The following is a 26003-nucleotide window of genomic DNA, read 5'->3' on the forward strand; positions in this document are numbered from 1 at the left end:
CCGAATCATGGCTGACACTGACTTCTCCGCGGAGATCGACTCCCTGCGCCACACCCTGGCCTCCATCGAGCAGGTCTCGGACCTCGACCGCATCAAGGCGGACATCGCCGAACTGGAGCAGCAGGCCTCCGCACCGGACCTCTGGGACGACCCGGAGGAGGCCCAGAAGGTCACCTCCAAGCTCTCCCACCGTCAGACGGACCTCAAGCGCATCACCTCCCTGGAGAGCCGCATCGAGGACCTGGAGACCATGGTCGAGCTCGCCGCGGAGGAGGACGAGCCCTCCCTCCTCGACGACGCGAACCAGGAGCTGACCTCCATCCGCAAGGCCCTGGAGGAACTCGAGGTCGTCACGCTGCTCAGCGGCGAGTACGACCAGCGCGACGCCGTCGTGACCATCCGCGCGGGCGCCGGCGGCGTGGACGCGGCCGACTTCGCCGAGACCCTCATGCGCATGTACCTGCGCTGGGCCGAGCAGCGTGGCTGGTCCACCAAGGTCATGGACACCTCCTACGCGGAGGAGGCCGGCCTGAAGTCCGTCACCTTCGAGGTCAACGCGCCCTTCGCGTTCGGCACCCTCTCCGTGGAGGCCGGCACGCACCGCCTCGTGCGCATCAGCCCCTTCGACAACCAGGGCCGCCGCCAGACGTCCTTCGCGGCGGTCGAGGTGGTGCCGCTGATCGAGTCGGACGACTCCATCGAGATCCCCGAGTCCGAGATCAAGGTGGACGTGTTCCGCTCCTCGGGCCCCGGCGGCCAGTCCGTGAACACCACGGACTCCGCCGTCCGCATGACGCACCTGCCCACCGGCATCGTCGTGTCCATGCAGAACGAGAAGTCGCAGATCCAGAACCGTGCCGCCGCCCTGCGCGTGCTCCAGTCCCGCCTGCTGCTGCTGCGCAAGGCCGAGGAGGACGCGAAGAAGAAGGAGATGGCCGGCGACGTCAAGGCGTCCTGGGGCGACCAGATGCGCTCCTACGTGTTGAACCCGTACCAGATGGTCAAGGACCTGCGCACGGGCCACGAGGAGGGCAACCCCTCCTCCGTGTTCGACGGCCACATCGACGATTTCGTGGACGCCGGGATCCGCTGGCGCGCCGAGCAGGTCAAGGCCGCCCAGGAGGACTGAGCCCCGCGGCGCGGCCCCGCCGCCCGGGCCACCACGACGCCGGCCCGCACCTCCGCAGCGAGGCGCGGGCCGGCGTCGTCGTTCAGGCTCCGCAGGGGCCTCGGGCCTGGCCTGGGAGACCGGCCCGGTGGAATGCTCGAAGCACCGGGGCGGGCGCCCCCGCGCGCCGGCCCGGCACCCGATTCCATCCCCACTCAGGAGGTCGACCAGCATGACCATGCGCGCCGCCCGTTGGCACGGCAAGAAGGACATCCGCATCGAGGAGATCGACTCGCCCACGGCCGGTCCAGGGCAGGTCCTCGTGGACGTCGCGTGGTGCGGCATCTGCGGCACGGACCTGCACGAGTACCTCGAGGGTCCGATCTTCATCCCGCCGGCCGGACACCCGCACCCGATCTCCGGTGACGCCGCCCCCGTCACGCTCGGCCACGAGATGTCCGGCACCGTCGCCGCCCTGGGCGAGGGCGTCACGGACCTCGAGGTCGGCCAGAAGGTCGTCGTGGAACCGTACATCGTGCGCGAGGAGGACCAGGACCGACCGGACTACAACCTCGCGCCGGACATGAACTTCATCGGCCTGGGCGGCGACGGCGGCGGCCTGGCCGAACAGATCGCGGTGCGGCGCCGCTGGGTCCACCCCGTGGCCGACTCCGTGCCTCTCGACCAGGCCGCGCTCATCGAGCCGCTCTCCGTGGCCCACCACGCGTGGGTGCGGGCCGGCTCTCCGACGTCGGGCGTGGCCGTGATCGGCGGCGCCGGCCCCATCGGCGCGCTCACCGCGGCTGTGCTCAAGGGCAAGGGCCTGACGGTGTACGTCTCCGAGCTCTCCGAGCTGCGGCGGCAGAAGGTGCTCGAGGCCGGCGTGGTGGACGAGGCCTTCGACCCCCGCGAGGTGGACGTGCCCGCCAAGATCCGCGAACTGCACGACGGCCAGGGCGCGGACGTGGGCTTCGAGTGCACCTCGGTGGACGTGGTGCTGGACATGCTGCTGGACGCGGTGCGTCCCGGCGGCGTGATCGTCAACGAGTCCATCTGGGGCCACGAGCCCGCCGTGGCCCTGCACAAGCTGGTGATGAAGGAGATCGACCTGCGCGGCACCATCGCGTACGCGAACGACCACGCGGACACCATCCGCATGGTCGAGGACGGCGCCGTGGACCTCGCGCCGTTCATCACCGGCAAGATCGGCCTCGACGACCTGGTCGACCAGGGCTTCGAGACCCTCATCCACCACAACGAGACGGCCGTGAAGATCCTCGTCTCGCCGACCGGTCAGGGTCTCTGAGGCGTCGGCCCGATCCCCGGACGTCCCGACGACGGCCCGCGCCCGCAGCCGGCGGGTGCGGGCCGTCGTCGTCCCGGCACTCAGCCGCGCCGTCACAGACGCGTCGCTCCCTGGCGCGCCTGTGATCGTGGTCATAGACTGCATTTCAGTGAATCGCCATGAACCGAATTGAGCATCCCAGGAGGACCGCATGACCGCCGAGCTGCCCCAGCCCCAGCCCACCGACGCCGTGATCGTGGGCGGTGCCCGCACCCCCTTCACCCGGCTGCTCTCGCAGCAGGCCGACCTGCGTGCGGTGGATCTGGGCGCCCACGCGATCAGGCACGCCCTCGAGCGCGCCGGCGTGGCCCCCGAGGACGTGGACATGGTCTACATGGGCCAGGTCGTGCAAGCCGGCGCGGGCCAGAACCCGGCACGCCAGTCCGCGCTCGCCGCGGGCATCCCCTGGAACGTCCCGGCCATGACGATCAACAAGGTGTGCCTGTCCGGCCTCACCGCCGTGATCGACGCCGCCCGTCTCATCCGCCTCGGCGAGGCGGACGTGGTGGTGGCCGGCGGCCAGGAGTCCATGACCAACGCCCCGCACCTGCTGCCCGGCGCGCGCAAGGGCTTCAAGTACGGCCCGGCCACCATGCTCGACGCCGTCGCGTGGGACGGCCTCACCGACTCCCTGAGCCACGAGGCCATGGGCGAGCTGACCGAGTCCGGCAACGGCGAGCGGAACATCGCCCGCGCCGAGCAGGACGAGGTCGCCGCGGCCTCGCACCAGCGGGCCGCCCGGGCCCAGTCCGAGGGCGTCTTCGAGGGCGAGATCGCCCCGGTGGAGGTGCCGCAGCGCAAGGGCGACCCGCTGGTCGTCTCCCAGGACGAAGGGGTCCGCCCGGACACGACCGCCGAGTCGCTGGGCGCCCTGCGTCCGGCGTTCGCGAAGGACGGCACGATCACGGCCGGCAACTCCTCGCCCCTGTCCGACGGCGCCGCCGCCCTCGTGGTGACCTCGCGTGCCTTCGCCGAGGAGAAGGGCCTGACGATCCTCGCCACGGTGGGCGCACCCGGACAGACCGCCGGCCCGGACAGCTCGCAGCTGCACTCGCAGCCCTCCGACGCGATCAACACCGCCGTGCGGAAGCAGGGCTGGGACGTGGCCGACCTCGACTTCATCGAGATCAACGAGGCCTTCGGCGCCGTGGCCGTGCAGTCCCTGCGCGACCTCGACTACCCGCACGAGAAGACCAACATCCACGGCGGCGCCATCGCCCTGGGCCACCCGATCGGCGCCTCCGGCGCCCGGCTGGCCCTGCACGCCGCCCTCGAGCTCGACCGGCGCGACGGCGGCCGCGCGGCCGTCTCGCTCTGCGGCGGCGGCGGCCAGGGCGAGGCCCTGATCCTCTTCCGCTGACGGACCGCCCCTGACAGAAAGGACCCCGGACATGGCTCTCGACAAGACCGTGGCCACGCCCGCCGAGGCGGTGGCGGACGTGCCGGACGGCGCGTCCCTGGCCGTCGGCGGCTTCGGACTCACCGGCAACCCCGTGCAGCTCATCGAGGCCCTGCTCGAGCAGGGCGCCACGGACCTGTCCGTCGTCTCCAACAACTGCGGCGTGGACGGCTGGGGCCTGGGCCTCCTGCTCGGCGCGCGCCGGCTGCGGAAGATGACCTCCTCCTACGTGGGGGAGAACAAGGAGTTCGCCCGCCAGTACCTCGAGGGCGAGCTCGAGGTGGAGCTCGTCCCGCAGGGCACCCTCGCGGAGAAGCTCCGCGCCGGCGGGGCCGGCATCCCGGCGTTCTACACCCGCTCCGGCGTCGGCACCCAGGTGGCCGAAGGCGGCCTGCCCATGCGCTACGACGCGGACGGCGCCGTGGTGAAGTCCTCGCAGGCCAAGCCCACGGACACGTTCGTGCTCGGCGAGGGCTACCTCAGCCAGGTCCCGGACGAGCCCGAGACCTATGTGCTCGAACGCTCCATCGTCACCGACTTCTCCCTTGTGCACGCGTGGAAGGGCGACCGCCACGGCAACCTCGTGTTCCGCAAGGCCACCCGCCAGTTCGGCCCGCCCGCGGCCATGGCCGGCCGTGTGTGCATCGCCCAGGTGGAGGAGCTCGTCGAGCCCGGCGAGATCGACCCGGATGACGTGCACCTGCCCGGCATCTTCGTGCACCGGATCGTGGAGGTCGGCACGGACATCGAGAAGCGGATCGAGAAGCGCACCGTGCGCGCATCGGGGGAGGAGCAGGCATGAGCGAGCAGACCACCGGGCGTCCCCGGGGCCTGAGCCGCGACCAGATGGCGGCCCGCGCCGCGCAGGAGCTGCCGGACGGCGCCTACGTCAACCTCGGCATCGGCATGCCCACGCTGATCCCCAACCACATCCCCGCCGGGCGGTCCGTGGTGCTGCAGTCCGAGAACGGCATCCTCGGCACGGGCCCCTACCCCACGGAGGACGCCGTGGACCCGGACCTGATCAACGCGGGCAAGGAGACCGTCACCGTGAACCCGGGGGCGTCCTTCTTCGACTCCGCGCTGAGCTTCGGGATGATCCGCGGCGGCAAGATCGACGTCGCCGTCCTGGGCGGCATGGAGGTCTCCGCCGCGGGCGACCTGGCCAACTGGATGGTGCCCGGCAGGATGGTCAAGGGCATGGGCGGTGCGATGGACCTCGTCCACGGCGCCGGCCGCGTGATCGTCATGATGGACCACGTGTCCAAGGACGGGACCCCCAAGATCGTGGACCAGTGCACGCTGCCGCTGACCGGCCGCGCCGTCGTCGACCGCATCATCACGGACCTGGCCGTCATCGACGTCGTCGGCACCCCGGAACAGCCCCGCCTGGCGCTCGTGGAGACCGCCCCCGGCGTCACCGAGGAGCAGGTCCGCGCGCTCACCGGCGCGCCGCTGGACTGAGCCGACGACGCCGCCCCGCGGCCCCGGCGCACCGCCTCGGCGGGCATCGGACCGGGGCGGGATAGACTGGACGGCCGCGCCCTGATCGGGGCGCGGCCGTCGCCGTGACGCTGGAAGGACGTGAGGCCATGGGCAAGAACAGCAAGGGCAAGGCCACCAAGCAGCCGGCCCCCGGCGAGCGCCAGGTGATCGCCAACAACAAGAAGGCGCGTCACGACTACACCATCCTCGACACGTACGAGGCCGGGATGGTGCTCACCGGCACCGAGGTGAAGTCGCTGCGCGAGGGCAAGGCCTCGCTCGTGGACGGCTTCGCGGTCTTCTACCGGGACGAGCTGTGGCTCGAGCAGGTCTACATCCCGGAGTACCTCAACGGCTCGTGGACCAACCACGCCGCCCGCCGGCGTCGCAAGCTGCTGCTGCACCGTGCCGAGCTGACGAAGATCTCCCGGCAGATCCAGGATCCGGGCCTGACCATCGTGCCGCTGTCCCTGTACTTCCTGAACGGGCGCGTGAAGGTGGAGATCGGCGTCGCGCGCGGCAACCGCGAGTACGACAAGCGGCACAAGCTGCGCGAGCAGCAGGACAACCGTGAGGCCCAGCGGGCCATGCGGATGCGCAACCGGCACGCCGGCGTGGCCTGAGCGCGGCGGGCCCCTTGGGAATGCTCGGGGGGCGTGCTACGTTGTATCTCTCGCAGGCCCGGTTTCAGGACCGGCGGGCTCCGCGCCCTCCGCCTGCAGTGGTGATTGACAACCTCATAGAGGAGTCGCCCCCAAGGGGCCGATCGGTTTCGACGGTGTGTGTCGCGTCGGGAGAAGCGGGCCGAGGATGCAGAGTCATCTCGTCAAACGCTCTCTGCAAACCAATAAGTGCCGAATCCAAGCGCACTGACTTCGCTCTCGCTGCCTGATCAGTGATCGAGTCCGTCACCCCGAGGTCGCTGTCGCCTCGGACCGTGGCGTCAGCTAGATAGCCACTGGGCGTCACCCTCGCCGGGGGTCGTGACGCCGACATCAATCCGGCTGGGTCCGGGTTGGCCGCCCGTCTGCGGGACGGCCAGGACCGAGCAACACCCACAGCAGACTGCGCCCGGAGAAGACCTGGCAACACCTCATCGGACGCGGGTTCAATTCCCGCCGGCTCCACTCACCACCACGGGAAGGCCCCGGAATCATCACGATTCCGGGGCCTTCCTCGTGTCCGCGCCGATGCCCGGCCACCCTTCCCTCAGCCGGCCACGACGGCATGCAGGCCCAGGCCGGCGCCCCAGCCGACGACGACGGACACCAGCCCCAGCCCCAGATGCGCGGCCCACAGGCGGGCGGCCGCGCCCCATCGACGGGCGAGCACGGCGTCAGCGGCCTCAGCGGCCACCGTGGACCACGTCCCCAGGGCGAGGCAGAACCCGGACACCACGGCGGACACCGCCGCGACGAGCATGAGCCCATGCCCGCCGCCCCAGCCCCCGGACGCGTACACCAGCTCCGGCACGGCCAGGCCGACGGTGACGCCGAGGAGCAGGGCCGCCGTCGTGTTGGCGGTGAGCAGACCTCGGGGGCCGAGCCGGTCGGTCAGGCGTCGGCGCGCCAGGGCGCCGAGCGCCCCGCCCGCCGCGAGGCAGGCCAGGAGGGCCACCTGGAAGAGAGCGAAGACCTCGTATCCCGCGCCGCTCATGCGTCCTCCTCCGAACGATCCGTCCCGACCACGCGCGACCCCGGGGCGCCCCCGGCGCGCAGGCCGAGCACGGCCGCCGCCGTCGAGAGTGCAGCCATCAGCGCGAGCACCAGCAGCACCGAGGCCGCCGCGGGGAGGACGACACCCGCCCCGGACGCCACGGCGCCCAGCCGCACCGGCCACAGCACCAGGGCGACGGCGCTGGAGATGGTGGTGAACGCACCGAGGAAGCCGGTTCCCAGCCCCGCCACCAGGCGTGGACGCCAGTCCGGCCCGCGGCGTCGCGAGGCCGCCCACAGCAGACCGAGCAGGAACGAGCCGAGCACGTTCACCACGAAGAGCGGCAGCGCCTGGACGAGCACGTCGACCGCCCCGAACGCGGCGCCGAACGTGCCGCGGAAGTTGGGCGCCCCGGCCAGCACGGTCACCGCGTTCATCACCCCCGCACCGCACAGCACGCCCGCGACACCGCCGAGGGCCACCGCACCCGCAGTGCCGGGCCGGCGAACTGTCCCGCGCCCACCCCTCCGGTCGGCCGTCGTCTCCCCCCGCACTGCTATCAGGCGCCGCCCTCGGTCTCGTCACCCGCGCGGAGGCGGGCGAGGACGTCGTCGTGGAGCAGGCCGTTCGTGGCCAGCGCGTGCCCGCCGAACGGGCTGTCCTCGCCGTCCAGCGAGGTGAAGCGGCCGCCGGCCTCGCGCACGATCGGCACCAGCGCGGCCATGTCATGCAGCTCGAGCTCGGGCTCGGCCGCGATGTCCACGGCGCCCTCGGCGACGAGCATGTAGGACCAGAAGTCGCCGAAGCCGCGCACGCGCCACACGTCCGAGGTGAGCTGCAGGAACGCGCGGATCGAGCCGCGTTCGCGCCAGCCCTCGATCGAGGAGAAGGACAGCGACGCGTCCTCGACCCGATCCACGCCGGACACGGCGATCCGCTGAGCACGCGTGAGCGAGGTGCCCGCGAAGGCGCCCTGACCGGCCGCGGCCCACCAGCGCCGGTGCAGGGCGGGGGCGGAGACGACGCCGACGACGGGCTCGCCGTCGATCAGCAGCGCGATGAGGGTGGCCCACACGGGCACGCCGCGCACGAAGTTCTTGGTGCCGTCGATGGGGTCGACCACCCACTGCCGGCCGGAGCGGCTCAGAGATCCGCCGAACTCCTCACCCACGACGCCGTCGCGCGCCCGGGCGCGGGACAGGGTCGCGCGGATGGACTCCTCGGCGGCGCGGTCCGCATCCGTGACAGGGGTGAGATCGGGCTTGGTGCTGACCTTGAGGTCCTGGGCCTTGAACCGGGACATCGTGATCGAGTCCACGTTGTCCGCCAGCATGTGGGCCAGCCGCAGGTCCTCCGTGAGGTCGCGGCCGCGGGTCGCAGGGTTCTCAGGTCGCTCCATGCCGCCCACGCTATACCGCGCGGGCCGCCTCAGTCCTCGGACGACGCCGCGTCCTCCGCCCCCGAGGGGGCCAGCCGGTTGCCGAGCAGACGCCGCAGCGAGGCCAGGCGTGCCGCTCCCGAGGGGCCGGCGTGGCCCGCGGCCACCCATGCGTCCAGGCCGCAGCCGGGGGAGTCGGCGGTGTGGGTGCAGCCGCGCGGGCAGTCCGCCAGTCCGCCGGCGAGGTCGTCGAAGGCCTCCACCACGCGGTCCGGCTCGACCCAGCCCAGCCCGAAGGACCGGATGCCGGGGGTGTCCACCACCCAGGTGTCCGGCAGGGGGGCGCCGTCGTCGCCCGTCAGCGGCAGCGCGAGCGCGGACGAGGAGGTGTGCCGGCCCCGGCCGGTGACGGCGTTGACGTGGCCGGTGGCCCGTTCCGCGCCGGTGAGCGCGTTCAGCAGCGTGGACTTGCCGACGCCGGAGGGCCCCACGAACGCGCTGGTGTGCCCGATCAGCCGCTCGGCCACCCGGGCCACGAGCGAGGCGTCCAGGGCGGTGTCCCCGGTCTCGGCCTCGAAGGTCGCCGCACCGGAGGTCATCACCTCCAGGTCCAGCGCCTCGTAGTGCGCCACCAGCGCGTCCGGATCACGCAGGTCGGTCTTCGTGATGAGGAGCACCGGGTGGATGCCGGCGTCGTAGCAGGCGACGAGGGCGCGGTCGATGAAGCCGGTCCGGGGCTCCGGATTGGCCGCGGCCACCATGATCACCAGCAGGTCGGCGTTGGCCACCACCACCCGCTCGACCTCGTCCGAGTCGTCCGCCGACCGGCGCAGGACCGTGCCGCGCTCCTCGACACGGATGATGCGCGCGAGCGTGCCCTCGTCCCCGGAGAGGTCCCCGACGACGGCCACCCGGTCGCCCGTGGCGATCGGCGTGCGGCGCAGCTCCCGCGCGCGCATCGCCGTGATCCGCTCGTCCAGGCGCTCGGGCAGCACCACGGCGTACCGGCCCCGGTCCACCGTGGTCACCATGCCGATCTCGGCGTCCTCGTGCTTGGGCCGCTCCTTGGTGCGCGGGCGGGTGCCGCGCTTGGACGGGCGCACCCGGACATCGGACTCGTCCCACGCCGAGGGATCGAGGCGCCGGGCCATCAGCGGGTCTCCTCTGCCGCGTCGCCGGGTGCCACGAGCGCGGTCCACAATGCGGGGAAGTCCGGCATCGTCTTCGCGGTGGTCGCCACGTCCACGATGCCGGTCCCCGGCACGCGCAGGCCGACGACGGCGGCGAAGGTCGCCATGCGGTGGTCGTGGTAGGTCTCGAGGGCGGCGGGCGACAGCGGTCCCGACGCGTCCGTGCCCGGGAAGCCGAGCGCCGTCTCTCCCTCGTCCACGGTGATCCCCAGGCGGGCGGCCTCGGCGGTGAGCGCGGCGAGCCGGTCCGTCTCATGACCCCGCAGATGGCCGATCCCCGTCAGGCGGGTGGGCCCGGAGGCCAGCAGGGCGAGCGCGGCCGCGGTGGGGGCGAGCTCGGCCGTGTCCGCGATCTCACCGGCGCCGGTGATGCGGGGCGTGCCGTCGTCGTGGACCGCCCCGGTCACCGTGAGGCGGCCGCGGGAGCGGTCCGTGCGGTCGACCGTGAGGGCCACGCTCGCCCCGAACTGCGGCAGGATCCGCCGCCAGCGGTCGCCGATCTGCGTCGTGCGGGTCGGCCAGTCCGGCACCGTCACGGAGCCGCCCGTGGCCACGGCGGCCGCCAGGAAGGGGCCCGCGTTGGACAGGTCCGGCTCGACGGCCGCCTCGTGCGCGGGGACGCGTCCCGGGGCCACGGTCCACGCCCCGGGACCCGTCTCGGTGACGTCCACCTCGAGCGCGCGCAGCACCCCGACGGTCATCGCGACGTGCTCCGGACTCGGCACGGCCTCCCCGGTGTGCCGCAGCCGCAGACCGCGCGGCATCCCCGCGGCCGCCAGCAGCGCGGCGGACAGGAACTGGGAGGAGCCGGAGGCGTCGACCGCGACCTCCGGCACGTCGCCGTCGGGGGCCACCGGGGCAGCGTCCGCGCGGGTCGTCATCGTGAAGGGCAGGCGCCCGGGCTCGCCCTCCTCGACGACGGCCACCCCGAGCTGGCGCAGCGCGTCCAGGACCGGGGCCATCGGGCGCAGGCGCGCGCCGGCGTCGCCGTCGAAGCGGACCCGGCCGGGCCGCAGCGCGGCGACGAACGGGACGAAGCGCATGACCGTCCCCGCCAGTCCGCAGTCCACGGCGACATCCCCGGCCAGCGGCTCGCCGACCGGCATCGGATGCACGCGCAGGCCGCCGTCGGACAGGGGCTCGAACCGGGCGCCGAGCGCTGTGAGCGCCGTGCGCATCAGCGCCGTGTCCCGCGACTCGAGGACGCCGTGCAGGACGCACGGGCCGTCGGCGAGGGCGGCGAGCACGAGGTGCCGGTTCGTCAGCGACTTCGATCCCGGCAGCCGCACGTCTCCGCGCACCGGGCCGCGCGCCACGGGCGCGGGCCAGGTCTCGGCGGTGTCGGGACGGGGGGCGGGAGAGTGCGCGGCGGCACGCGTGGGGCGGGTCACCGGACCAGCCTATCCGGCGTCTGTCGGCCGGGGTCGGCCTGTCCCGGGGGAATACCTGGAACGCTGCTGGCGCTCCACTGGACGACCCCGCACCCGTGACGGCGCACCGGTCCCGCTCGCCGAGGACCGCAGCCGGAGAGGAGCCCCGCATGAGCGCCGCCCTGCTGACGCATCCCTCCCAAACCCAAACCGTAGACTGGCCAGCGATGAGCACTGACAACAGCCGGCCGGAATTCGCCCGGCCCGAGGACGCCCCCGAGCACGACCGCGCCGACATCGACGTCGCCGCCGAGTCCGAACAGCAGCGCCGTGCCCGGTTCGAGCGTGACGCCCTCGAGTTCGTGGACCAGTTGTACTCCGCTGCGCTGCGCATGACGCGCAACCCGCAGGACGCCGAGGACCTGGTCCAGGAGGCGTACACGAAGGCCTACTCCTCGTTCCACCAGTACCGGCCCGGCACCAACCTCAAGGCCTGGCTCTACCGGATCCTCACGAACACATACATCAACCTCTACCGCAAGCGGCAGCGCCAGCCCCTCGAGGCGGACAGCCCCGAGGTGGAGGACTGGCAGATGGCCCGGGCCGCCGAGCACACCTCCGGTGGCCTGCGCTCCGCCGAGTCGGAGGCCCTCGACCGGCTCCCCGACTCCCAGGTGAAGGATGCCCTGCAGGCGATCCCGGAGGAGTTCCGGCTCGCCGTGTACTTCGCGGACGTGGAGGGCTTCGCCTACAAGGAGATCGCCGAGATCCTCGACGTGCCGATCGGCACCGTCATGTCGCGGCTGCACCGGGGCCGCAAGCAGCTGCGCGAGCGCCTCGCGGACTACGCGGCCGCGCGCGGCATCAAGGCCCAGCCGAAGAAGAAGACGGGGCGCGGCGGCACGAAGCAGACCGAGACGAGCACGAAGGAGGCCACGCGATGACCGCGGACCAGCACGGCAATGAGTGCCGCGAAGCCCAGGACGCCTCCCTGGAGCGGCTGTACCAGTACCTGGACGGCGCCCTGACGCCCGAGGACATCGAGCAGGTGCGCGCCCACGTGGCGGAGTGTCCGGACTGCCGGCACCAGAAGGAGCTCGAGGAGCTCATCCGCTCGGCGGTGCGTCGGTGCTGCCAGGACAAGGCGCCCGCGCAGCTGCGGGCCACCATCATGACCCGCATCACCCAGATCTCGACGACGACCGTCACTGGGGGCTGACACCGCGGGATGGGACCCGTGGGCACCCGATCGGGCGCCCCGACGATGACGAAGGGCCGTCCCCTGAGGGGACGGCCCTTCGTGGTCTGCGGTCGCCGGGTGGCACCCGGCCGGTCCGCGACGCCGATCAGGCGTTGGGACGCTTGCCGTGGTTGGCGCCGTTCTTGCGGCGGTCGCGACGCTTGCGTGCACGCTTGCTCATGACGTCTCCCTTCAACGAGTCGGTCGGTGGTCCATTCTGTCACATCATGCCGTGGGCTCAGGCAGACCGAGCCACTGGTACCAGCCCCGGTGCAGCACGAGCCACGCGATGAGCCCGTGGCCCGCCTGGCCCGGCCGGCCCTGGCCGGAGGCGAGGTCCGAGCGCCACTGCTCGTGGCCCACCAGCGGGGTGAACGTGTCCACGTACACGTGGTTGCGCCGGTCGGCCACATCCAGGTAGGCGGCGTTGAGCTCGGCGAGCCGGGCGTTGCGCTGCTCGTCCAGGGTGGGTGTGGGGCCCACCACGAGCACCGGGATGTTCCGCTGCGAGGCGGTGTCCAGGACGTTGGCCAGGTTCAGCCGCGACCGGGCGGTGGAGGTGGCCTCCAGGTCCAGGTCCGCGTCGGACAGGGCCACGACGAGGCGGTTCTCCGTCTCCTCGGAGAAGCGCCGCGAGGCCTCGCCCCACCAGCGCTCGTTGAGGTCCTCGGTGGTCTCGTGCGGCACGGCCAGCACGTAGTTCTCCAACTCCACGTCGGGGGCCTGGGTGCGGGCGAGCACGCGGCCCCACCAGCCGATGGCGCGAGCGTCGCCCGCACCGGCCAGCAGATGGTCGCCGACGGCGGCGATCCGGATCCGGCGGTTGTGCACAGTGTGTCCTTTCGTCGGCCGATCCGGCGCCGCCGCCGCACCGGAGGGCGCGGCGGCGGCGCAGGTCGGTCCGGGTCAGCGGCCGAAGGCGGCGTCCAGCAGCGTGCTGAGCTCCTGGTCGTGGCGGCCCTTGGTGCCGGCGGAGGTCGCGGCCGAGGCCGGGCGGGACACGAGGGTCACGGGGACGTCGAGCTGCGGCACGAGGTTCAGCGCCATGAACGGCCACGGGCCCTGGTTCGCGGGCTCGTCCTGCACCCACGCGACGTCGGCGTCCGGGTAGGCGCGGAGCGCCTTGCGGATCTCGTCGAGTGGCAGCGGGTAGAGCTGCTCCACCCGCACGATCGCGGTGGAGGTGTCACCGGACTTCTCGCGACGGGCGAGCAGGTCGTAGTACAGCCGGCCGGAGACCAGCACCACGCGCGTGACGTCCTTGGCGTCCACCCCGGCGTCCGGGATGACCGGCTGGAAGCGGCCCTCGGTGAAGTCCTCCACCGAGTTCGCGGCGGCCTTGAGGCGCAGCAGCTGCTTCGGGGTGAACACGATGAGGGGTCGGCGCGGGCGGGCGTAGGCCTGCTCGCGCAGCACGTGGAAGTGGTTGGCGCCCGTGGAGGGGTTGACCACGCGCATGTTGTCCTCGGCGCACATCTGCAGGAACCGCTCGATGCGGGCGGAGGAGTGGTCCGGCCCCTGCCCCTCGTAGCCGTGGGGGAGGAGCAGGACCACGGACGAGGTCTGCGACCACTTCTGATCGGCCGAGGAGATGAACTCGTCGATGATCGTCTGTGCGCCGTTCACGAAGTCGCCGAACTGGGCCTCCCACAGCACGAGGGCGTCGGAGCGCTCCACGGAGTAGCCGTACTCGAAGCCGAGGGCGGCGTACTCGGACAGCAGCGAGTTGTAGACCCAGAACTGCGCCTGGTCCTCGGAGAGGTGCCTCAGCGGCGCCCACGTCTCGCCGGTGATCCGGTCGTGGAACACCGAGTGGCGCTGCGTGAAGGTGCCGCGCTGGGAGTCCTGGCCCGCCAGGCGGACCGGCACGCCCTCTATGAGCAGCGAGCCGAAGGCCGCCAGTTCGGCGAAGCCCCAGTCGATGCCGCCGTCGACGGCCATCTTGGCGCGGCGCTCGAGCAGGGCCGCGAGCTTCGGGTGGACCGTGAAGCCCGCGGGCACGTCGAGGTGCGCCTGCCCGATGGCCCGCAGCGTCTCGGCCGAGATGGCCGTGGACGCCGGCGCCTCCGGGGCCGCGTCCCGGTCCTCGGCCGGGCGGATGCCCTCGCCGCCGGAGGCGGGCGCGTCCTCGTGGGTCTCCGCGAAGACCCGCTCGAGCTGCTGCTGGTAGTCCTTCAGAGCGCTGTCCGCCTCCTCCTGCGTGATGTCGCCGCGGCCCACGAGGGACTCGACGTACAGCTTGCGGGTGGAGCGCTTCTGCTCGATGAGGTTGTACATGCGAGGCTGCGTCATCGACGGGTCGTCGCCCTCGTTGTGGCCGCGGCGGCGGTAGCAGACGAGGTCGATGACGACGTCCTTGTTGAACCGCTGGCGGTACTCGAAGGCGAGCTGGGCCACGTGCACTACGGACTCCGGCTCGTCGCCGTTGACGTGGAAGATCGCGGCCTGGATGGTCTTGGCCACGTCGGTGGAGTACACCGTGGAGCGCGCCTGGGTCGGCGGCGTGGTGAAGCCCACCTGGTTGTTCACGACCACGTGGATGGTGCCGCCGGTGTGGTAGCCGGGCAGCTGTGAGAGCTGCAGCACCTCGGCCACGACGCCCTGGCCGGCGAAGGCCGCGTCGCCGTGCACCAGGATCGGCAGCACGGGGAAGGAGTCCGGGCGCTGGCCGCCCAGATCGAGGCGGTCCTGCTTGGCACGCACGACGCCCTCGAGGACCGGGTCCACGGCCTCCAGGTGCGAGGGATTGGCGGCGAGGTATACGCGGGTGCTGTTGCCGGCGTCGGACACGAACGTGCCCTCGGTGCCCATGTGGTACTTCACGTCGCCCGAGCCCGAGGCACCGCCCGGGGTGGCCCCCTCGAACTCGCGGAAGACCTGGCTGTAGGTCTTGCCGGCGATGTTGGTCAGCACGTTCAGGCGACCGCGGTGCGCCATGCCGATGGCGACCTCGTCCAGCCCGGCGTCGGCGGCATCGCCGAGGATGCCGTCCAGCAGCGGGATGAGGGACTCGCCGCCCTCCAGGGAGAAGCGCTTCTGGCCGATGTACTTGGTCTGCAGGAACGTCTCGAACGCCTCCGCGGCGTTGAGGCGGCCCAGGATGCGCAGCTGCTCCTCGCGGGTGGGCTTGGCGTACGGCTGCTCGAGCTTCTCCTGGAGCCAAGCGCGCTCAGCCGGGTCCTGGATGTGCATGTACTCGACGCCGATGGTGCGGCAGTACGCGTCACGCAGCACGCCGAGGATCTTGCGCAGCGTCAGGCTGCCCGCCCCGCCGAAGCCGCCGGTGGGCCACTGACGGTCCAGGTCCCACAGGGTGAGCCCGTGCTCGCGGATGTCGAGGTCCGGGTGGTAGGCCATCGAGTACTCGAGGGGGTCCACGTTGGCCAGCAGGTGGCCGCGGTCCCGGTACGCGTGGATCAGCTGCTGGATGCGGGCGACCTTGCCGATCTGCTCCTCCGGGTTCACCTGCACGTCCTGGGCCCAGCGGACGGGCTCGTAGGGGATGCGCAGGGAGTGGAAGACCTCGTCGTAGAAGCCGTCCTCGCCCAGCAGGAGGCCGTGCACGATCTTCAGGAACTCGCCGGAGCTGGCGCCCTGGATCACGCGGTGGTCGTACGTGGAGGTGAGCGTGATCGTCTTGGAGATCGCCAGGTCGTGCAGCGTGGACTCGGCGGCGCCCTGGAAGGCGGCCGGATAGGTCAGCGCGCCGACGCCGATGATGGCGGCCTGGCCCTGGGACAGGCGGGGCACCGAGTGCACGGTGCCGATGCCGCCCGGGTTGGTCAGGGAGACCGTGGTGCCGGCGTAGTCGTCCATCGTCAGCTTGTTCTTGCGGGCGCGCTGGACGAGGTCGTCGTACGCCTTCCAGAAGCCGCGGAAGTCGAGGGTCTCGGCGGCCTTCACGTTCGGGACCACGAGCGCGCGGGTGCCGTCCGGGCGGGGCAGGTCGATGGCCAGGCCGAAGTTCACGTGGGCCGGTTCCACCATGGTGGGCTTGCCGTCGCGCTCCTCGTAGATCACGTTCATCGAGGGCATGGCCGCGAGCGCGCGGACCACGGCGTAGCCGATGAGGTGGGTGAAGGAGACCTTGCCGCCGCGGGTGCGGGCCAGGTGGCTGTTGATGACCACGCGGTTGTCGATCAGCACCTTGGCCGGCAGGTCGCGCACGGTGGTGGCGGTGGGCATGGACAGGGAGGCGTCCATGTTCGTGGCCACGGCCTTGGCCATGCCCTTGAGGACGGTGGCCTTCTCCTGCTTCTCGTCCCCGGTGGTGGTGGCGGTGTCGGCGGGCTCGGAGGGCACGGCCTGGGCCGCCGGGGTCTTCTTGGCCTTGGGGCCGGTGCTGACCGAGGTCTCCTTGGGCTGCGCACCCCGGGCCGGGGCGGTCGCCGCCTTCGGCTCGGTCACCTTGGCGGAGGCCTTCGGCTCGGCCGTGGTGGTGGCCTTCGGCTCGGCCTCGGTGGCGGCGGGGGCGCTGGCCTCGAGGCGGGCGAAGATCTGTGCCCACTGCCGGTCCACGGAACCGGCGTCCTCGCGGTACTTCCGGTAGATCTCGGCCACGAGCCGTTCGTTCCCGGGGAACTCCTGTGCGAGCCGGTCCGACGTGAGTTCTGGCACTGTGTAACGCCTCATTCCTGAGCCTTGGGATGCGATGTGCTGCGCCGGGCCACCCGCGCGGCGCGCGTGGGGCCGGGAACGCCTCGGGACATCATAGTTCTTCGACGGCCCCGGTCGGAATGCCGCGGCCTCGGCTCGACTCTGCTCCCGGCGGACGCGCAGGGGCCTCTCGGCGTCCGCCGCGTCTGGGAGCATGACGCCATGCGCTTTCTCACCGACCCGGCCGTCGACCTGACGTACAACGACGTCTTCCTCGTGCCCTCCCACTCGGACGTCGCCAGTCGCATGGACGTGGACATCGCCCCGGATGACGGCACGGGTGCCACCGTCCCCCTGGTCTCCGCCAACATGACCGCCGTCACCGGGCGGCGGATGGTCGAGACCATGGCCCGGCGCGGTGGTCTCGGAATCCTGCCGCAGGACATCCCGGCGGACGTGATCCGGGACGTCGTGCGTCGGGTGAAGGCGGCCCACCCCGTGGCGGACACCGCCCTGACCGTCGGGCCGCAGGACACGGTGCTGGACCTGCTCCACCTCGTGGACCGCCGCAACCACGGGGCCGTCTGCGTGGTCGACGCGCACGGCGGGCTGCTCGGCGTGGTCAGCCCCCAGGACTGCGAGGGCATGGACCGCTTCGCCTCGGCCGCCTCCGTCATGCACCCTCCGGCGGTGACCCTCACGCTCGCCGAGCTCGGCGGCACGGACGGGGCCCCGAGCAAGGACGCGCTGCGGGCAGCCTTCGAGCGCCTGCACGCAGCGCGCCAGGAGATGGCCCCCGTCGTGGACTCGGCGGTGGGCGCCGCCGCCCCCGTGCTGCGCGGGGTCGTCACCGCGGCGGGCCTGCTGCGCTCGTCCCTGTTCACGCCCGGTCTCGACGACGACGGACGGCTCCGCGTCGGCGCCGCCGTCGGCATCAACGGGGCGGTGGGGGAGAAGGCCGCCGCCCTGGTCGAGGCCGGTGTCGACGTGCTCGTCGTGGACACCGCGCACGGTCATCAGCGGACCATGCTGGACGCGCTCGCCGCCGTGCGGGCCCTCGACCCCGGCGTGCCCGTGGCGGCCGGCAACGTCGTCTCCGGCGACGGCGTCCGGGACCTGGTCGCGGCCGGCGCGGACATCGTCAAGGTGGGCGTGGGCCCGGGCGCGATGTGCACCACGCGCATGCAGACCGCGGTGGGCCGGCCGCAGTTCTCGGCGGTCCTGGAGTGCGCCATCGCGGCCCGCGAGCTGGGGGCACGCGTGTGGGCGGACGGCGGGGTGAAGCACCCGCGGGACGTGGCGCTCGCGCTGGCCGCAGGAGCCAGCTCGGTGATGATCGGCTCGTGGTTCGCGGGGACGCTCGAGTCTCCGGGCGACCTCGTGCACGGCCCGGACGGTCGGCGGTACAAGGAGAGCTTCGGCATGGCCTCGGCTCGCGCGGTCCAGCACCGCACCCGCCACGAGGACGCCTTCACCAAGGCCCGCAAGGCGATGTTCGAGGAGGGCATCTCGTCCTCACGCATGTACGTGGACCCGCGCCGCCCGTCGGTGGAGGACCTCCTGGACACCATCACGTCCGGTGTGCGCTCGTCGCTGACCTACGCCGGCGCCCACGACCTGGCGCAGTTCCGTGAGCGCGCCGTCGTCGGCCTGCAGTCCGCGGCGGGCTACGAGGAGGGCCGGCCGGTCGCCTCGTCGTGGTGAGGCGGCCGCTCTCCCCGGCCCGTTCCGCCGGGGCCTGACGCCCCTATACTGGACGGACTATGGATCACCCTGACACCTGTGTGCCAGACCGCCCGTCCGCCCACGCGGACGCGGCCGGATCGGAGCCTTCCAGTCCCGGTGCCCCGCACCGCCGCCCGGCCCGCCGTCGAGGGGGTGAGGTCGGGTGGAGTGGCTCCTGCTGATCCTCGGCCTGGTCCTGATCGTGGGCACCGGGTTCTTCGTGGCCGTCGAGTTCGCACTGATCGCGATCGACGTGCCGACCGTGCAGCGCATGGTGGACGCGGGTGACCGCGGCGCCGAGCCCCTGCTGCGCTGCCTCAAGTCACTCTCGACCCAGCTCTCCGCGTGCCAGCTGGGCATCACCCTGACCACACTGCTCACCGGATACGTGATGGACCCGGCGATCAGCCGGCTCATCGACCCGCTGCTGCTCCAGGTGGGGCTGCCGGCCGGCGTGGTGGGCACCGTCTCGCTCGTCGTCGCGATGGTCGTGGCAACCCTGCTCTCGATGCTCCTCGGCGAGCTGATCCCCAAGAACATGTCCATCGCCGAGCCCATGGCGATCGGCCGAGCACTCGCCCGGCCCCAGCTCGTGTTCAGCACCGTGTTCAAGCCGGCGATCCTGGTCCTGAACGGGTTCTCCAACGGCGTGCTGGCCCGCGTGGGCATCGAGGCCAAGGAGGAGATCTCCGGCGCCCGCAGCCCCGAGGAGCTCTCCTCGCTGGTCCGCCGCTCGGCGCAGCTGGGCACGCTCGACGCGCAGACCGCCACGTTCCTGGACCGGACGCTGCGCTTCGCGGACCGCACCGCCGCGGACGTGATGACCCCGCGCATCCGCGTGGAGACGGTGAGGGAGGACCAGGCTCTGCCCGAGGTCCTGGACCTGGCCCGCAGCACCGGCTACTCCCGGTTCCCCGTGATCGGCGACTCCTCGGACGACATCCGCGGCGTGGTGCACGTGAAGAAGGTCGTGGCCGTGCCGCGGGAGCGCCGCGCCGACCTCGAGGCCGGTGCACTGATGACGGAGGTCATCCGCGTGCCGGAGACCGTGCACCTGGACCAGCTGCTGGCCGAGCTGCGCGACGCGAACCTGCAGATGGCCGTCGTCGTGGACGAGTACGGGGGCACCGCCGGGGTGGTCACGCTCGAGGACGTGGTGGAGGAGATCGTCGGCGAGGTCGCGGACGAGCACGACCGAGTCACCCCGGGGGTCCTCCAGACGGCCTCCGGCCGCTGGTACTTCCCGGCGGAGCTGCGGCCCGACGAGGTGCGAACCCAGATCCCGGGCCTCGTGGTGCCGGAGGACGGGGCCTACGAGACCGTCGGCGGGTACATCCTGGCCCGACTGGGGCGCCTGGCGGAGGTCGGGGACGTGGTGGACGTGGACGGCGGCACCCTGACGGTCGAGCGGATGGACGGCCGCCGCATCGAGCGCGTGCGCTTCGACCCGGCCGCTGAGGACGAGGAGACGCGCGCATGAACGGGGACGTCGTCGGACTGCTGTGGCTGGTGGTCCTGTTGGCCGCCAACGCCTTCTTCGTGGCGGGCGAGTTCGCCGTCATGGGCGCCCGTCGGGCGCAGATCGAGCCGAGGGCCGAGGCCGGCTCCCGCCAGGCCCAGGTGGCGCTCTACGCGATGGAGCACGTCTCCCAGATGCTGGCCGTCTGCCAGCTCGGCATCACGGTGTGCTCCCTGCTCATCCTCAACGTGTCCGAGCCGGCGCTGCACCACCTGCTCGTCGTCCCGATGGCCGCCCTCGGGGTGCCGGCCGCGGCGGCGGATGTCACCGCCTTCGTGCTCGCGCTGCTGGTGGTCACCTTCCTGCACGTGACCCTGGGCGAGATGGTGCCCAAGAACGCCGCCGTCTCGTTCGCGGACCGCGCCGTGATGCTGCTGGCCCCGCCGCTCGTGTGGCTCTCGAAGCTGCTGCATCCGGTCGTGGCCGCGCTGAACTGGACGGCCAACCTCGTGCTGCGCGCACTGCGCATCGAGCCGAAGGACGAGGTGGCCTCCTCCTACACGCTCGAGGAGGTGCAGTCGATCGTGGCCGAGTCCACCCGCTCGGGCACCCTGGACGATGAGTCCGGCGTGCTGCACTCGGCCCTCGAGTTCTCGGACCACCGGGCCGGGGACGTGATGGTGCCGCGGGAACGGGTCGTCACCGTCCCCGAGGGGATCACGCCGCACGACTTCGAGTGGACCGTGGGTCGCGTGGGCTTCTCCCGGTTCGTGGTCGAGGACCCCGACGGCGGCTACACCGGCTACCTGCACCTGAAGGACGTCCTCACCGTGGGGCCGTCGGGGTACGACGAGCCGATCCCGCTCACGCGCGTGCGGTCGCTGGCCAACGTGCGGCTCGAGGATGAGGTCGAGGACGCCCTGGCGCTCATGCAGCGCACGGGCTCCCACCTGGCCCGGGTGATCACGCCCGAGGGCGAGACCGCGGGCATCCTCTTCCTCGAGGACGTGCTCGAGGAGCTCGTCGGGGAGATCAACGACGTGACGCAGTCGCCGCGTCGGTTCCGGCCCGCGTGAGCGTCGCGCGGGCGGCGCGGTGCTACTGTTGAGAACCGATTTCATGCACCGTCCCCGACACGAACGAGGTCGCCCCATGCTCCGCCGCCGTCGTCTGCCCGCCCTGACCGGGGCCCTCGCCGCGCTCACCCTGAGCCTCGCCGCGTGCGGCGGGACCGGCGGCGACTCCTCGGGTGCGCAGGCTGCTGCCGCCGGGTCCGGCTCGGCCGCGGGCGCGCCCGTGGCCGTCGCCACGACGACGCAGCTCGGCTCCGTGCTCGACCGCGTGGTCGCGTGCGCCGACGCCCGCAGCGCCACGGTGATGGGCCCCGGCGACGACCCGCACGACTTCTCCGCCTCGTCCGCGCAGGTGAAGGACATGGTCTCCTCCGGCCTCGTGTTCTCCAACGGCCTCGGCCTCGAGGGCGGCATGGAGTCCGCGCTCGCGAACGCGGAGGCGGACGGCGCGACCGTCGTCGAGGTGGCGCCCCAGCTGGATCCGCTGCCCTTCGGCGGCCATGACCACGCCGAGGAGGGGGCGGGCCACGAGGGCCATGACCACGGGTCCGAGGATCCGCACGTCTGGATGGACGTCGCCCGCATGGCAAGGGCCGCCGAGCTGATGGGCGACACGCTCGCCCAGGAGCGGGGCGACGAGAGGTTCGCCGAGTGCGGCGCCACCGTGCGCGGGGAGCTCGAGCAGACGGACGCGCAGGTCCGGGAGATCCTCGCCGGGGTCCCGGAGGACCGCCGTACGCTGGTCACGGACCACGACGCCTACGGCTACTTCGCCGAGGCCTACGACTTCACCGTGTCCGGCGTCGTCGTCCCGGGCGGCTCCACCGACGGCGAGCCCTCCTCCCAGGAGATCGCCGAGCTCGCCCGGTCCATCCGTGACGGCGGCGCGGACGCCGTGATCACGTCCGTGGGCGCGCGCAACAGCCTCGTGGACACCGTGGCCGAAGAGGCCGGCGACCTGCCGGTCATCGAGGTCTACGAGGGCGGCGTCGGCCCGAAGGGCACCCCGGAGGCGGACTACGCCGAGGCCATGCTCGTCAACGCCCGCACCCTCGCCGACGCGTTGGAGGGCTGAGGATGGACTGGCTGCTCGAGCCCTTCCAGATGGGATTCCAGCAGCGCGCCCTCGTCGGCGGACTCATCGCCGTGGTGATGTGCTCGGTCGTGGGCACGTGGCTGGTGCTGCGCGGGATGAGCTTCTTCGGGGACGCGTTCGTGCACGGTGTCCTGCCGGGCATCGCCCTGGCGGTCGTCACCGGCGGCAGCCCCCACCTCGGTGCGGCGGTGGCCGCCGTCGTCATGATGGCGGGCATCTCCCTGGTGCACCGGGCCACCACCCTCAAGGAGGACACGGCCATCGGCCTGCTCTTCGTGGGGATGATGGCCCTGGGCGTGGTGATCATCTCCACGTCGGACTCCTACACGGGTTCGCTCACATCGATCCTGTTCGGCGATGTGCTGGGGGTCAGCGTGGACGGCATCGTGACCCAGGCGGTCATCGCCGTCGTGGTGATCGCCCTGGCCCTGCTGCTCTACCGGCCCCTGCTGGCGCTGAGCTTCTCCGAGGTCAAGGCGCGCTCGCTGGGCATGCGGCCGGGGCTGACGCACACGCTGCTGCTGGTGATGATCGGCGCGGCCGTGATCGGTTCGTTCCAGGCCGTGGGCACCGTGCTCGTGTTCGGCCTCCTCGTGGGACCGCCCGCGACGGCGGCCCTGCTGACGCGCAGCGTGCCCCAGATGATGCTCGTCTCCGTGGTGATCGGCGCGGCGTGCGTCGTCACCGGGCTCACCCTCAGCTACCGGCTGGGCACGGCGGGTTCGGCCACCATGGCGCTCATGCCGATCCTGCTGTTCTTCGTCGTGCTCGCCGTCCGAGCCGCCGTGCTGGCGATCCTGGGCCGGCACGTGCGCTCGCGCGCTCAGCGTGAGCAGGAGGCGCCGGTCTCGGCCCTGCCCGGAGCGGAGGCCCGATGAGCGCGTCCTTCCCCGCGGGCGCCGCGGCGGCCCCGCCTCCCCTCGCGGTCGCCCGGGCGCTCGAACTGCGCCACGGCGCGCACGTGGCGGTCCGGCCCTCCGACTTCACCCTGCCGGCCCGGCGGCTGATCGCGGTGATCGGGCCCAACGGCTCCGGCAAGTCCACGCTGCTGACCGCCCTGGCGGGCCTGAGCGACCCGGCCTCCGGTGCGCTCGAGGTGCTCGGCGAGGACCCGCGCCGGCGCTCGCAGCGCACCTCCTTCGTGATGCAGTCCATCGGCGTGCCCCAGGGCGTGCCGGTGACGGTGCGCGACGTCGTCGGGATGGGCCGGTACCCCACGCTCGGGTGGTTCCGCCGGTTCCGGAGGGAGGACCGGGACATCGTGCGGGCCGCCATGGAGCGCATGCAGGTCGCGGACCTGGCACGGCGGCACCTCGACCAGCTCTCCGGCGGCCAGCGCCAGCGCGCCTACGTGGCCCAGGGCCTCGCCCAGGACCACGACGTGCTGCTGCTCGACGAGCCGATGACGGGCCTCGACATCGTCTCCGCCCGCACGATCGACGACCTCCTCCACGAGGAGCCGACGCGCGGGGTGTCCGTGGTCTACACGACCCACGATCTCGACGAGGCCGCGGAGGCGGACCACGTGGTCCTGATGGGCGGGCGAGTCGTGGCCTCCGGCTCGCCGCGGGATGTGCTCACGGTCGAGAACCTGGACATCGCGTACGGCCGGGGCGCCCTGCACGGGCCCTCCACGGCGGTCGAGGACGCGGCGGACTTCCTGGACGACCCCGCGGGCGGCCGCCGCCACTGACCGGGGCCCGGCCCATGGTCATGGTCAGGCCCCGCGGGTGCGCCCCTCGGTCCGGCAGCGGGCGCAGACACCGGTGATCTCCACCGTGTGGTCCGCGTCCGTGAAGCCGTGCTCCGCGGTGACGGCGGTGGCCCACGCCTCGACGTGAGGGGCGGTGACCTCGACGGTGGTCCAGCAGATCCGGCACACCAGGTGGTGATGGTGGCCCTCGTCCTCGCACCGGCGGTACACGGACTCGCCGTCATCGCGGCGGAGCACGTCCACGAGCCCGTCGTCGAGCTGCTGCTGCAGGGACCGGTACACGGTGGCCAGCGAGACGCGTTCGCCCTGGTCCTGGAGGCGGGCATGGAGCTCCTGCGCGCTCACGAAGTCCGGGATGCGGTCCAGGGCTCGGTCGACGGCGGCCTTCTGCCGGGTCGCCCGGGGACGGGCGGCACGGGGGCTGGGCTCGGGGGCGCTCACGGTGCTCACGACTCCTTCTGCGGCGGCTGCCGCCTCCTCCGCGCGGTCCGGAACAGGTCCGCACGGGCCATCCTCCAGGTTATCAGCGACGCCGAAGGGGGTGTGGAGTAGGGTGTCCGGGTGCACAGCGAGAGCCCGGACCCATCCCCTGTCCCGGACCGCGACGGCGCCGCCCCCGATCGACCCGACCCGCTGATCGTCGTCGACGAGGGGCAGGGCCGCGTCGTCCCGGCGCCCACGGCGGCCCCGTCCTCGTCCCATGACGCCGGCGGCGACCCGGACGCGGACACCGACGGCGTCGATCCCGAGGCCGCCGAGCCGCCCACCCTGGTGACGGTGGACGTGCTGGCCGGCTGGCTCGGCCTGGCCCCCGTCGAGGACCTGCCGCCGGTGCCCGGGGGCCCGGCCTACGCCCAGCCGGGCCGATGCCGCCCGAACCGGGTGATCCTGCTCGACGTCCGGTTCCGGGCCACGGGGGGCGGGCCGGACCACGCCGCCTATCTCCAGGGCCACCTGCCGGGCGCCGTCTACGTCTCCCTGCCCAGCCAGCTCGCCGGCCACGCCGGTCCGGCGGCGGGGCGCCACCCCCTGCCGGACGCGCGCCAGTTCGCGGAGGCCGTGCGGATGTGGGGGATCGACGAGGGCGACACCATCGTGGTCTACGACGACGACCACGGCCTGTCCGCCGCGCGCGCCTGGTGGCTGCTGCGCCACGCGGGGCTGCGGGACTCCGTGCTCCTGGACGGCGGCCTCGAGGCGTGGCGCGCCGCGGGCCTGCCCCTGCAGCCCGGTGAGGTCATCCCGGTGCCCGGCACCGCCCGGCCGTCGTGGGGCCGCATGCCCGTCGTGGACACGGCCGGCGCCGAGGCGATGGCCTCCGGCGGTCTGCTCCTCGACGCGCGGGCGGCCGAGCGCTACCGCGGGGAGGTCGAGCCCTTCGACCCCGTGGCCGGTCACATCCCCGGGGCGCGGAACGTGCCCACGGCGGAGAGCATCGCCGAGGACGGCCGCCTGCGGCCCGCCGCAGAGCTGGCGGAGCGGTTCGACGCCGTCGGCGTGGACGACGCGACGCCCGTGGCCGTGTACTGCGGCTCGGGCATCACCGCGGCGCACGCCGTGCTCACCCTGGCCGTCGCGGGGCGACCCGGAGTGGCGCTCTACCCGGGTTCGTGGTCAGCATGGGTCCAGGACCCGTCCAACGCCGTCGCGGTCGGCCCCGAGCCCTACGGCGCGTCCGGCCGGGACTGACGAGCCCCGGGGCCCCGCCCCGCCGACCCCCAGGAGGACCCCCCATGGCCACCGTCTTCAGCAGGATCATCGCCGGCGAGCTGCCCGCCCGCTTCGTGTGGCAGGACCAGACGTGCGTCGCGTTCCTCTCCGCCGCGCCGCTCCAGCCGGGGCACACGCTCGTGGTGCCCCGTGAGGAGGTGGACGAATGGGTGGAGGTCGACCCGGCGCTGGTCACGCACCTGACGAAGGTCGCCCAGCAGATCGGCAAGGCGCAGGTGGCGGCGTTCTCCGCCCGCCGGGCCGGGCTCATGATCGCCGGCTACGAGATCCCGCACCTGCACGTGCACGTGTGGCCCTCCACCTCGCTCGCCGACTTCGACCTGGCCCGCGTGGACAACGCCCCCGATCCGACGGACCTGGACGACGCCGCCGCCCGCCTCCGCGCGGCCCTGCGGGACCTGGGCCACGGAGAGGTCGTCCCGCAGGACTGACGGCCCG

The 26003-nt window shown here is 72.7% G+C and carries 25 protein-coding genes and 1 other RNA gene; 17 read left to right on the forward strand and 9 right to left on the reverse strand.

All coding sequences use genetic code 11. The features are described from left to right. The first annotated feature begins 7 nt into the window (after positions 1-7). From prfB to ssrA, 7 genes are all read left to right on the forward strand, one after another. On the forward strand, positions 8-1129 hold the full coding sequence (gene prfB / locus MLUT_RS15325) for a peptide chain release factor 2 (protein ID WP_012750800.1): 1122 nt from the start codon (positions 8-10) through the stop codon (positions 1127-1129). A 217-nt stretch (positions 1130-1346) separates the two neighbouring features. Next, positions 1347-2414 carry a 2,3-butanediol dehydrogenase gene (locus tag MLUT_RS15330; RefSeq protein ID WP_029248220.1) on the forward strand — a complete coding sequence of 356 codons (1068 nt, stop codon included), beginning with the start codon at positions 1347-1349 and terminating at the stop codon, positions 2412-2414. 190 nt (positions 2415-2604) lie between these two features. Next, the gene (locus MLUT_RS15335) at positions 2605-3813 is read left to right on the forward strand and encodes an acetyl-CoA C-acetyltransferase (RefSeq protein ID WP_010079070.1); all 1209 of its coding nucleotides are present in this window, start codon (positions 2605-2607) and stop codon (positions 3811-3813) included. Positions 3814-3844: 31 nt separating this feature from the next. Continuing rightward, positions 3845-4654, forward strand: a complete 810-nt coding sequence (locus tag MLUT_RS15340) for a CoA transferase subunit A (RefSeq protein ID WP_010079069.1) — start codon at positions 3845-3847, stop codon at positions 4652-4654. Next, on the forward strand, positions 4651-5316 hold the full coding sequence (locus MLUT_RS15345; protein ID WP_010079068.1) for a CoA transferase subunit B: 666 nt from the start codon (positions 4651-4653) through the stop codon (positions 5314-5316). The genes MLUT_RS15340 and MLUT_RS15345 overlap by 4 nt, the downstream gene beginning before the upstream one ends. A 128-nt stretch (positions 5317-5444) precedes the next feature. Next, the gene (gene smpB, locus MLUT_RS15350) at positions 5445-5960 is read left to right on the forward strand and encodes an SsrA-binding protein SmpB (RefSeq protein WP_010079067.1); all 516 of its coding nucleotides are present in this window, start codon (positions 5445-5447) and stop codon (positions 5958-5960) included. Between the two features lie 135 nt (positions 5961-6095). Beyond that, positions 6096-6467, forward strand: a transfer-messenger RNA (tmRNA) gene (gene ssrA, locus MLUT_RS23600). A gap of 79 nt (positions 6468-6546) precedes the next feature. On the opposite strand, the gene MLUT_RS15355 is transcribed toward ssrA, so the two are convergent. The 5 genes from MLUT_RS15355 to aroA all read right to left on the reverse strand — a co-directional run bounded on the left by MLUT_RS15355 (position 6547) and on the right by aroA (position 10952). Continuing rightward, positions 6547-6993: a CrcB family protein gene (locus MLUT_RS15355; protein ID WP_010079066.1), complete on the reverse strand. Its 447-nt coding sequence runs from the start codon at positions 6991-6993 to the stop codon at positions 6547-6549. After that, positions 6990-7475 carry a FluC/FEX family fluoride channel gene (locus MLUT_RS15360; protein WP_010079065.1) on the reverse strand — a complete coding sequence of 162 codons (486 nt, stop codon included), beginning with the start codon at positions 7473-7475 and terminating at the stop codon, positions 6990-6992. The genes MLUT_RS15355 and MLUT_RS15360 overlap by 4 nt, the downstream gene beginning before the upstream one ends. Positions 7476-7552: 77 nt before the next feature. Beyond that, positions 7553-8392: a histidinol-phosphatase gene (hisN, locus tag MLUT_RS15365; protein WP_010079064.1), complete on the reverse strand. Its 840-nt coding sequence runs from the start codon at positions 8390-8392 to the stop codon at positions 7553-7555. Between the two features lie 29 nt (positions 8393-8421). Further along, complete coding sequence (gene rsgA, locus MLUT_RS15370) at positions 8422-9522, reverse strand: ribosome small subunit-dependent GTPase A (RefSeq protein ID WP_010079063.1); 1101 nt, start codon at positions 9520-9522, stop codon at positions 8422-8424. Then, positions 9522-10952, reverse strand: coding sequence for a 3-phosphoshikimate 1-carboxyvinyltransferase (gene aroA, locus MLUT_RS15375; protein WP_010079062.1), 1431 nt, complete (start codon positions 10950-10952; stop codon positions 9522-9524). Before aroA ends, rsgA begins: the two co-directional genes overlap by 1 nt. A 206-nt stretch (positions 10953-11158) precedes the next feature. Here aroA and MLUT_RS15380 point away from each other — a divergent pair, with 206 nt between their 5' ends. Together MLUT_RS15380 and rsrA are read left to right on the forward strand one after the other, a co-directional pair. Then, positions 11159-11875: a sigma-70 family RNA polymerase sigma factor gene (locus tag MLUT_RS15380; RefSeq protein WP_012750802.1), complete on the forward strand. Its 717-nt coding sequence runs from the start codon at positions 11159-11161 to the stop codon at positions 11873-11875. Beyond that, a complete protein-coding gene (gene rsrA / locus MLUT_RS15385) occupies positions 11872-12150 on the forward strand; it encodes a mycothiol system anti-sigma-R factor (RefSeq protein WP_010079059.1) in 279 nt (92 codons plus the stop codon). Before MLUT_RS15380 ends, rsrA begins: the two co-directional genes overlap by 4 nt. Positions 12151-12277: 127 nt before the next feature. Here rsrA and MLUT_RS24265 read toward each other — a convergent pair whose 3' ends face one another. From MLUT_RS24265 to MLUT_RS15395, 3 genes are all read right to left on the reverse strand, one after another. Beyond that, on the reverse strand, positions 12278-12352 hold the full coding sequence (locus MLUT_RS24265; protein ID WP_370426847.1) for a 50S ribosomal protein bL37: 75 nt from the start codon (positions 12350-12352) through the stop codon (positions 12278-12280). Positions 12353-12396: 44 nt separating this feature from the next. Next, positions 12397-13002, reverse strand: coding sequence for a GDSL-type esterase/lipase family protein (locus tag MLUT_RS15390; protein ID WP_010079058.1), 606 nt, complete (start codon positions 13000-13002; stop codon positions 12397-12399). Between the two features lie 75 nt (positions 13003-13077). Further along, complete coding sequence (locus MLUT_RS15395; RefSeq protein WP_012750803.1) at positions 13078-16788, reverse strand: multifunctional oxoglutarate decarboxylase/oxoglutarate dehydrogenase thiamine pyrophosphate-binding subunit/dihydrolipoyllysine-residue succinyltransferase subunit; 3711 nt, start codon at positions 16786-16788, stop codon at positions 13078-13080. A gap of 201 nt (positions 16789-16989) precedes the next feature. On the opposite strand from MLUT_RS15395, the gene guaB1 reads away from it, so the two are divergent. From guaB1 to MLUT_RS15425, 6 genes are all read left to right on the forward strand, one after another. Further along, on the forward strand, positions 16990-18471 hold the full coding sequence (gene guaB1 / locus MLUT_RS15400) for a GMP reductase (RefSeq protein WP_010079056.1): 1482 nt from the start codon (positions 16990-16992) through the stop codon (positions 18469-18471). A gap of 184 nt (positions 18472-18655) precedes the next feature. Further along, a complete protein-coding gene (locus MLUT_RS15405) occupies positions 18656-19972 on the forward strand; it encodes a hemolysin family protein (RefSeq protein WP_010079055.1) in 1317 nt (438 codons plus the stop codon). After that, positions 19969-21027 (forward strand): hemolysin family protein, encoded by a 1059-nt coding sequence (locus tag MLUT_RS15410; protein WP_010079054.1) that lies wholly within the window; start codon positions 19969-19971, stop codon positions 21025-21027. Before MLUT_RS15405 ends, MLUT_RS15410 begins: the two co-directional genes overlap by 4 nt. A gap of 76 nt (positions 21028-21103) precedes the next feature. After that, a complete protein-coding gene (locus MLUT_RS15415) occupies positions 21104-22099 on the forward strand; it encodes a metal ABC transporter substrate-binding protein (RefSeq protein WP_010079053.1) in 996 nt (331 codons plus the stop codon). A 2-nt stretch (positions 22100-22101) separates the two neighbouring features. Then, positions 22102-22998, forward strand: coding sequence for a metal ABC transporter permease (locus tag MLUT_RS15420; RefSeq protein ID WP_010079052.1), 897 nt, complete (start codon positions 22102-22104; stop codon positions 22996-22998). After that, positions 22995-23813 carry a metal ABC transporter ATP-binding protein gene (locus MLUT_RS15425; RefSeq protein WP_010079051.1) on the forward strand — a complete coding sequence of 273 codons (819 nt, stop codon included), beginning with the start codon at positions 22995-22997 and terminating at the stop codon, positions 23811-23813. The genes MLUT_RS15420 and MLUT_RS15425 overlap by 4 nt, the downstream gene beginning before the upstream one ends. A gap of 24 nt (positions 23814-23837) precedes the next feature. On the opposite strand, the gene MLUT_RS15430 is transcribed toward MLUT_RS15425, so the two are convergent. After that, complete coding sequence (locus tag MLUT_RS15430; RefSeq protein WP_010079050.1) at positions 23838-24284, reverse strand: Fur family transcriptional regulator; 447 nt, start codon at positions 24282-24284, stop codon at positions 23838-23840. 111 nt (positions 24285-24395) lie between these two features. Here MLUT_RS15430 and MLUT_RS15435 point away from each other — a divergent pair, with 111 nt between their 5' ends. Both MLUT_RS15435 and MLUT_RS15440 read left to right on the forward strand, forming a co-directional pair. Further along, entirely contained in the window at positions 24396-25523 is a 1128-nt protein-coding gene (locus tag MLUT_RS15435) for a sulfurtransferase (protein WP_010079049.1), read from the forward strand. Positions 25524-25567: 44 nt separating this feature from the next. Beyond that, the gene (locus MLUT_RS15440; RefSeq protein ID WP_010079048.1) at positions 25568-25996 is read left to right on the forward strand and encodes an HIT family protein; all 429 of its coding nucleotides are present in this window, start codon (positions 25568-25570) and stop codon (positions 25994-25996) included. Positions 25997-26003: the final 7 nt, after the last annotated feature.

Source organism: Micrococcus luteus NCTC 2665, assembly GCF_000023205.1.
Taxonomy (GTDB): Bacteria; Actinomycetota; Actinomycetes; order Actinomycetales; family Micrococcaceae; genus Micrococcus; species Micrococcus luteus.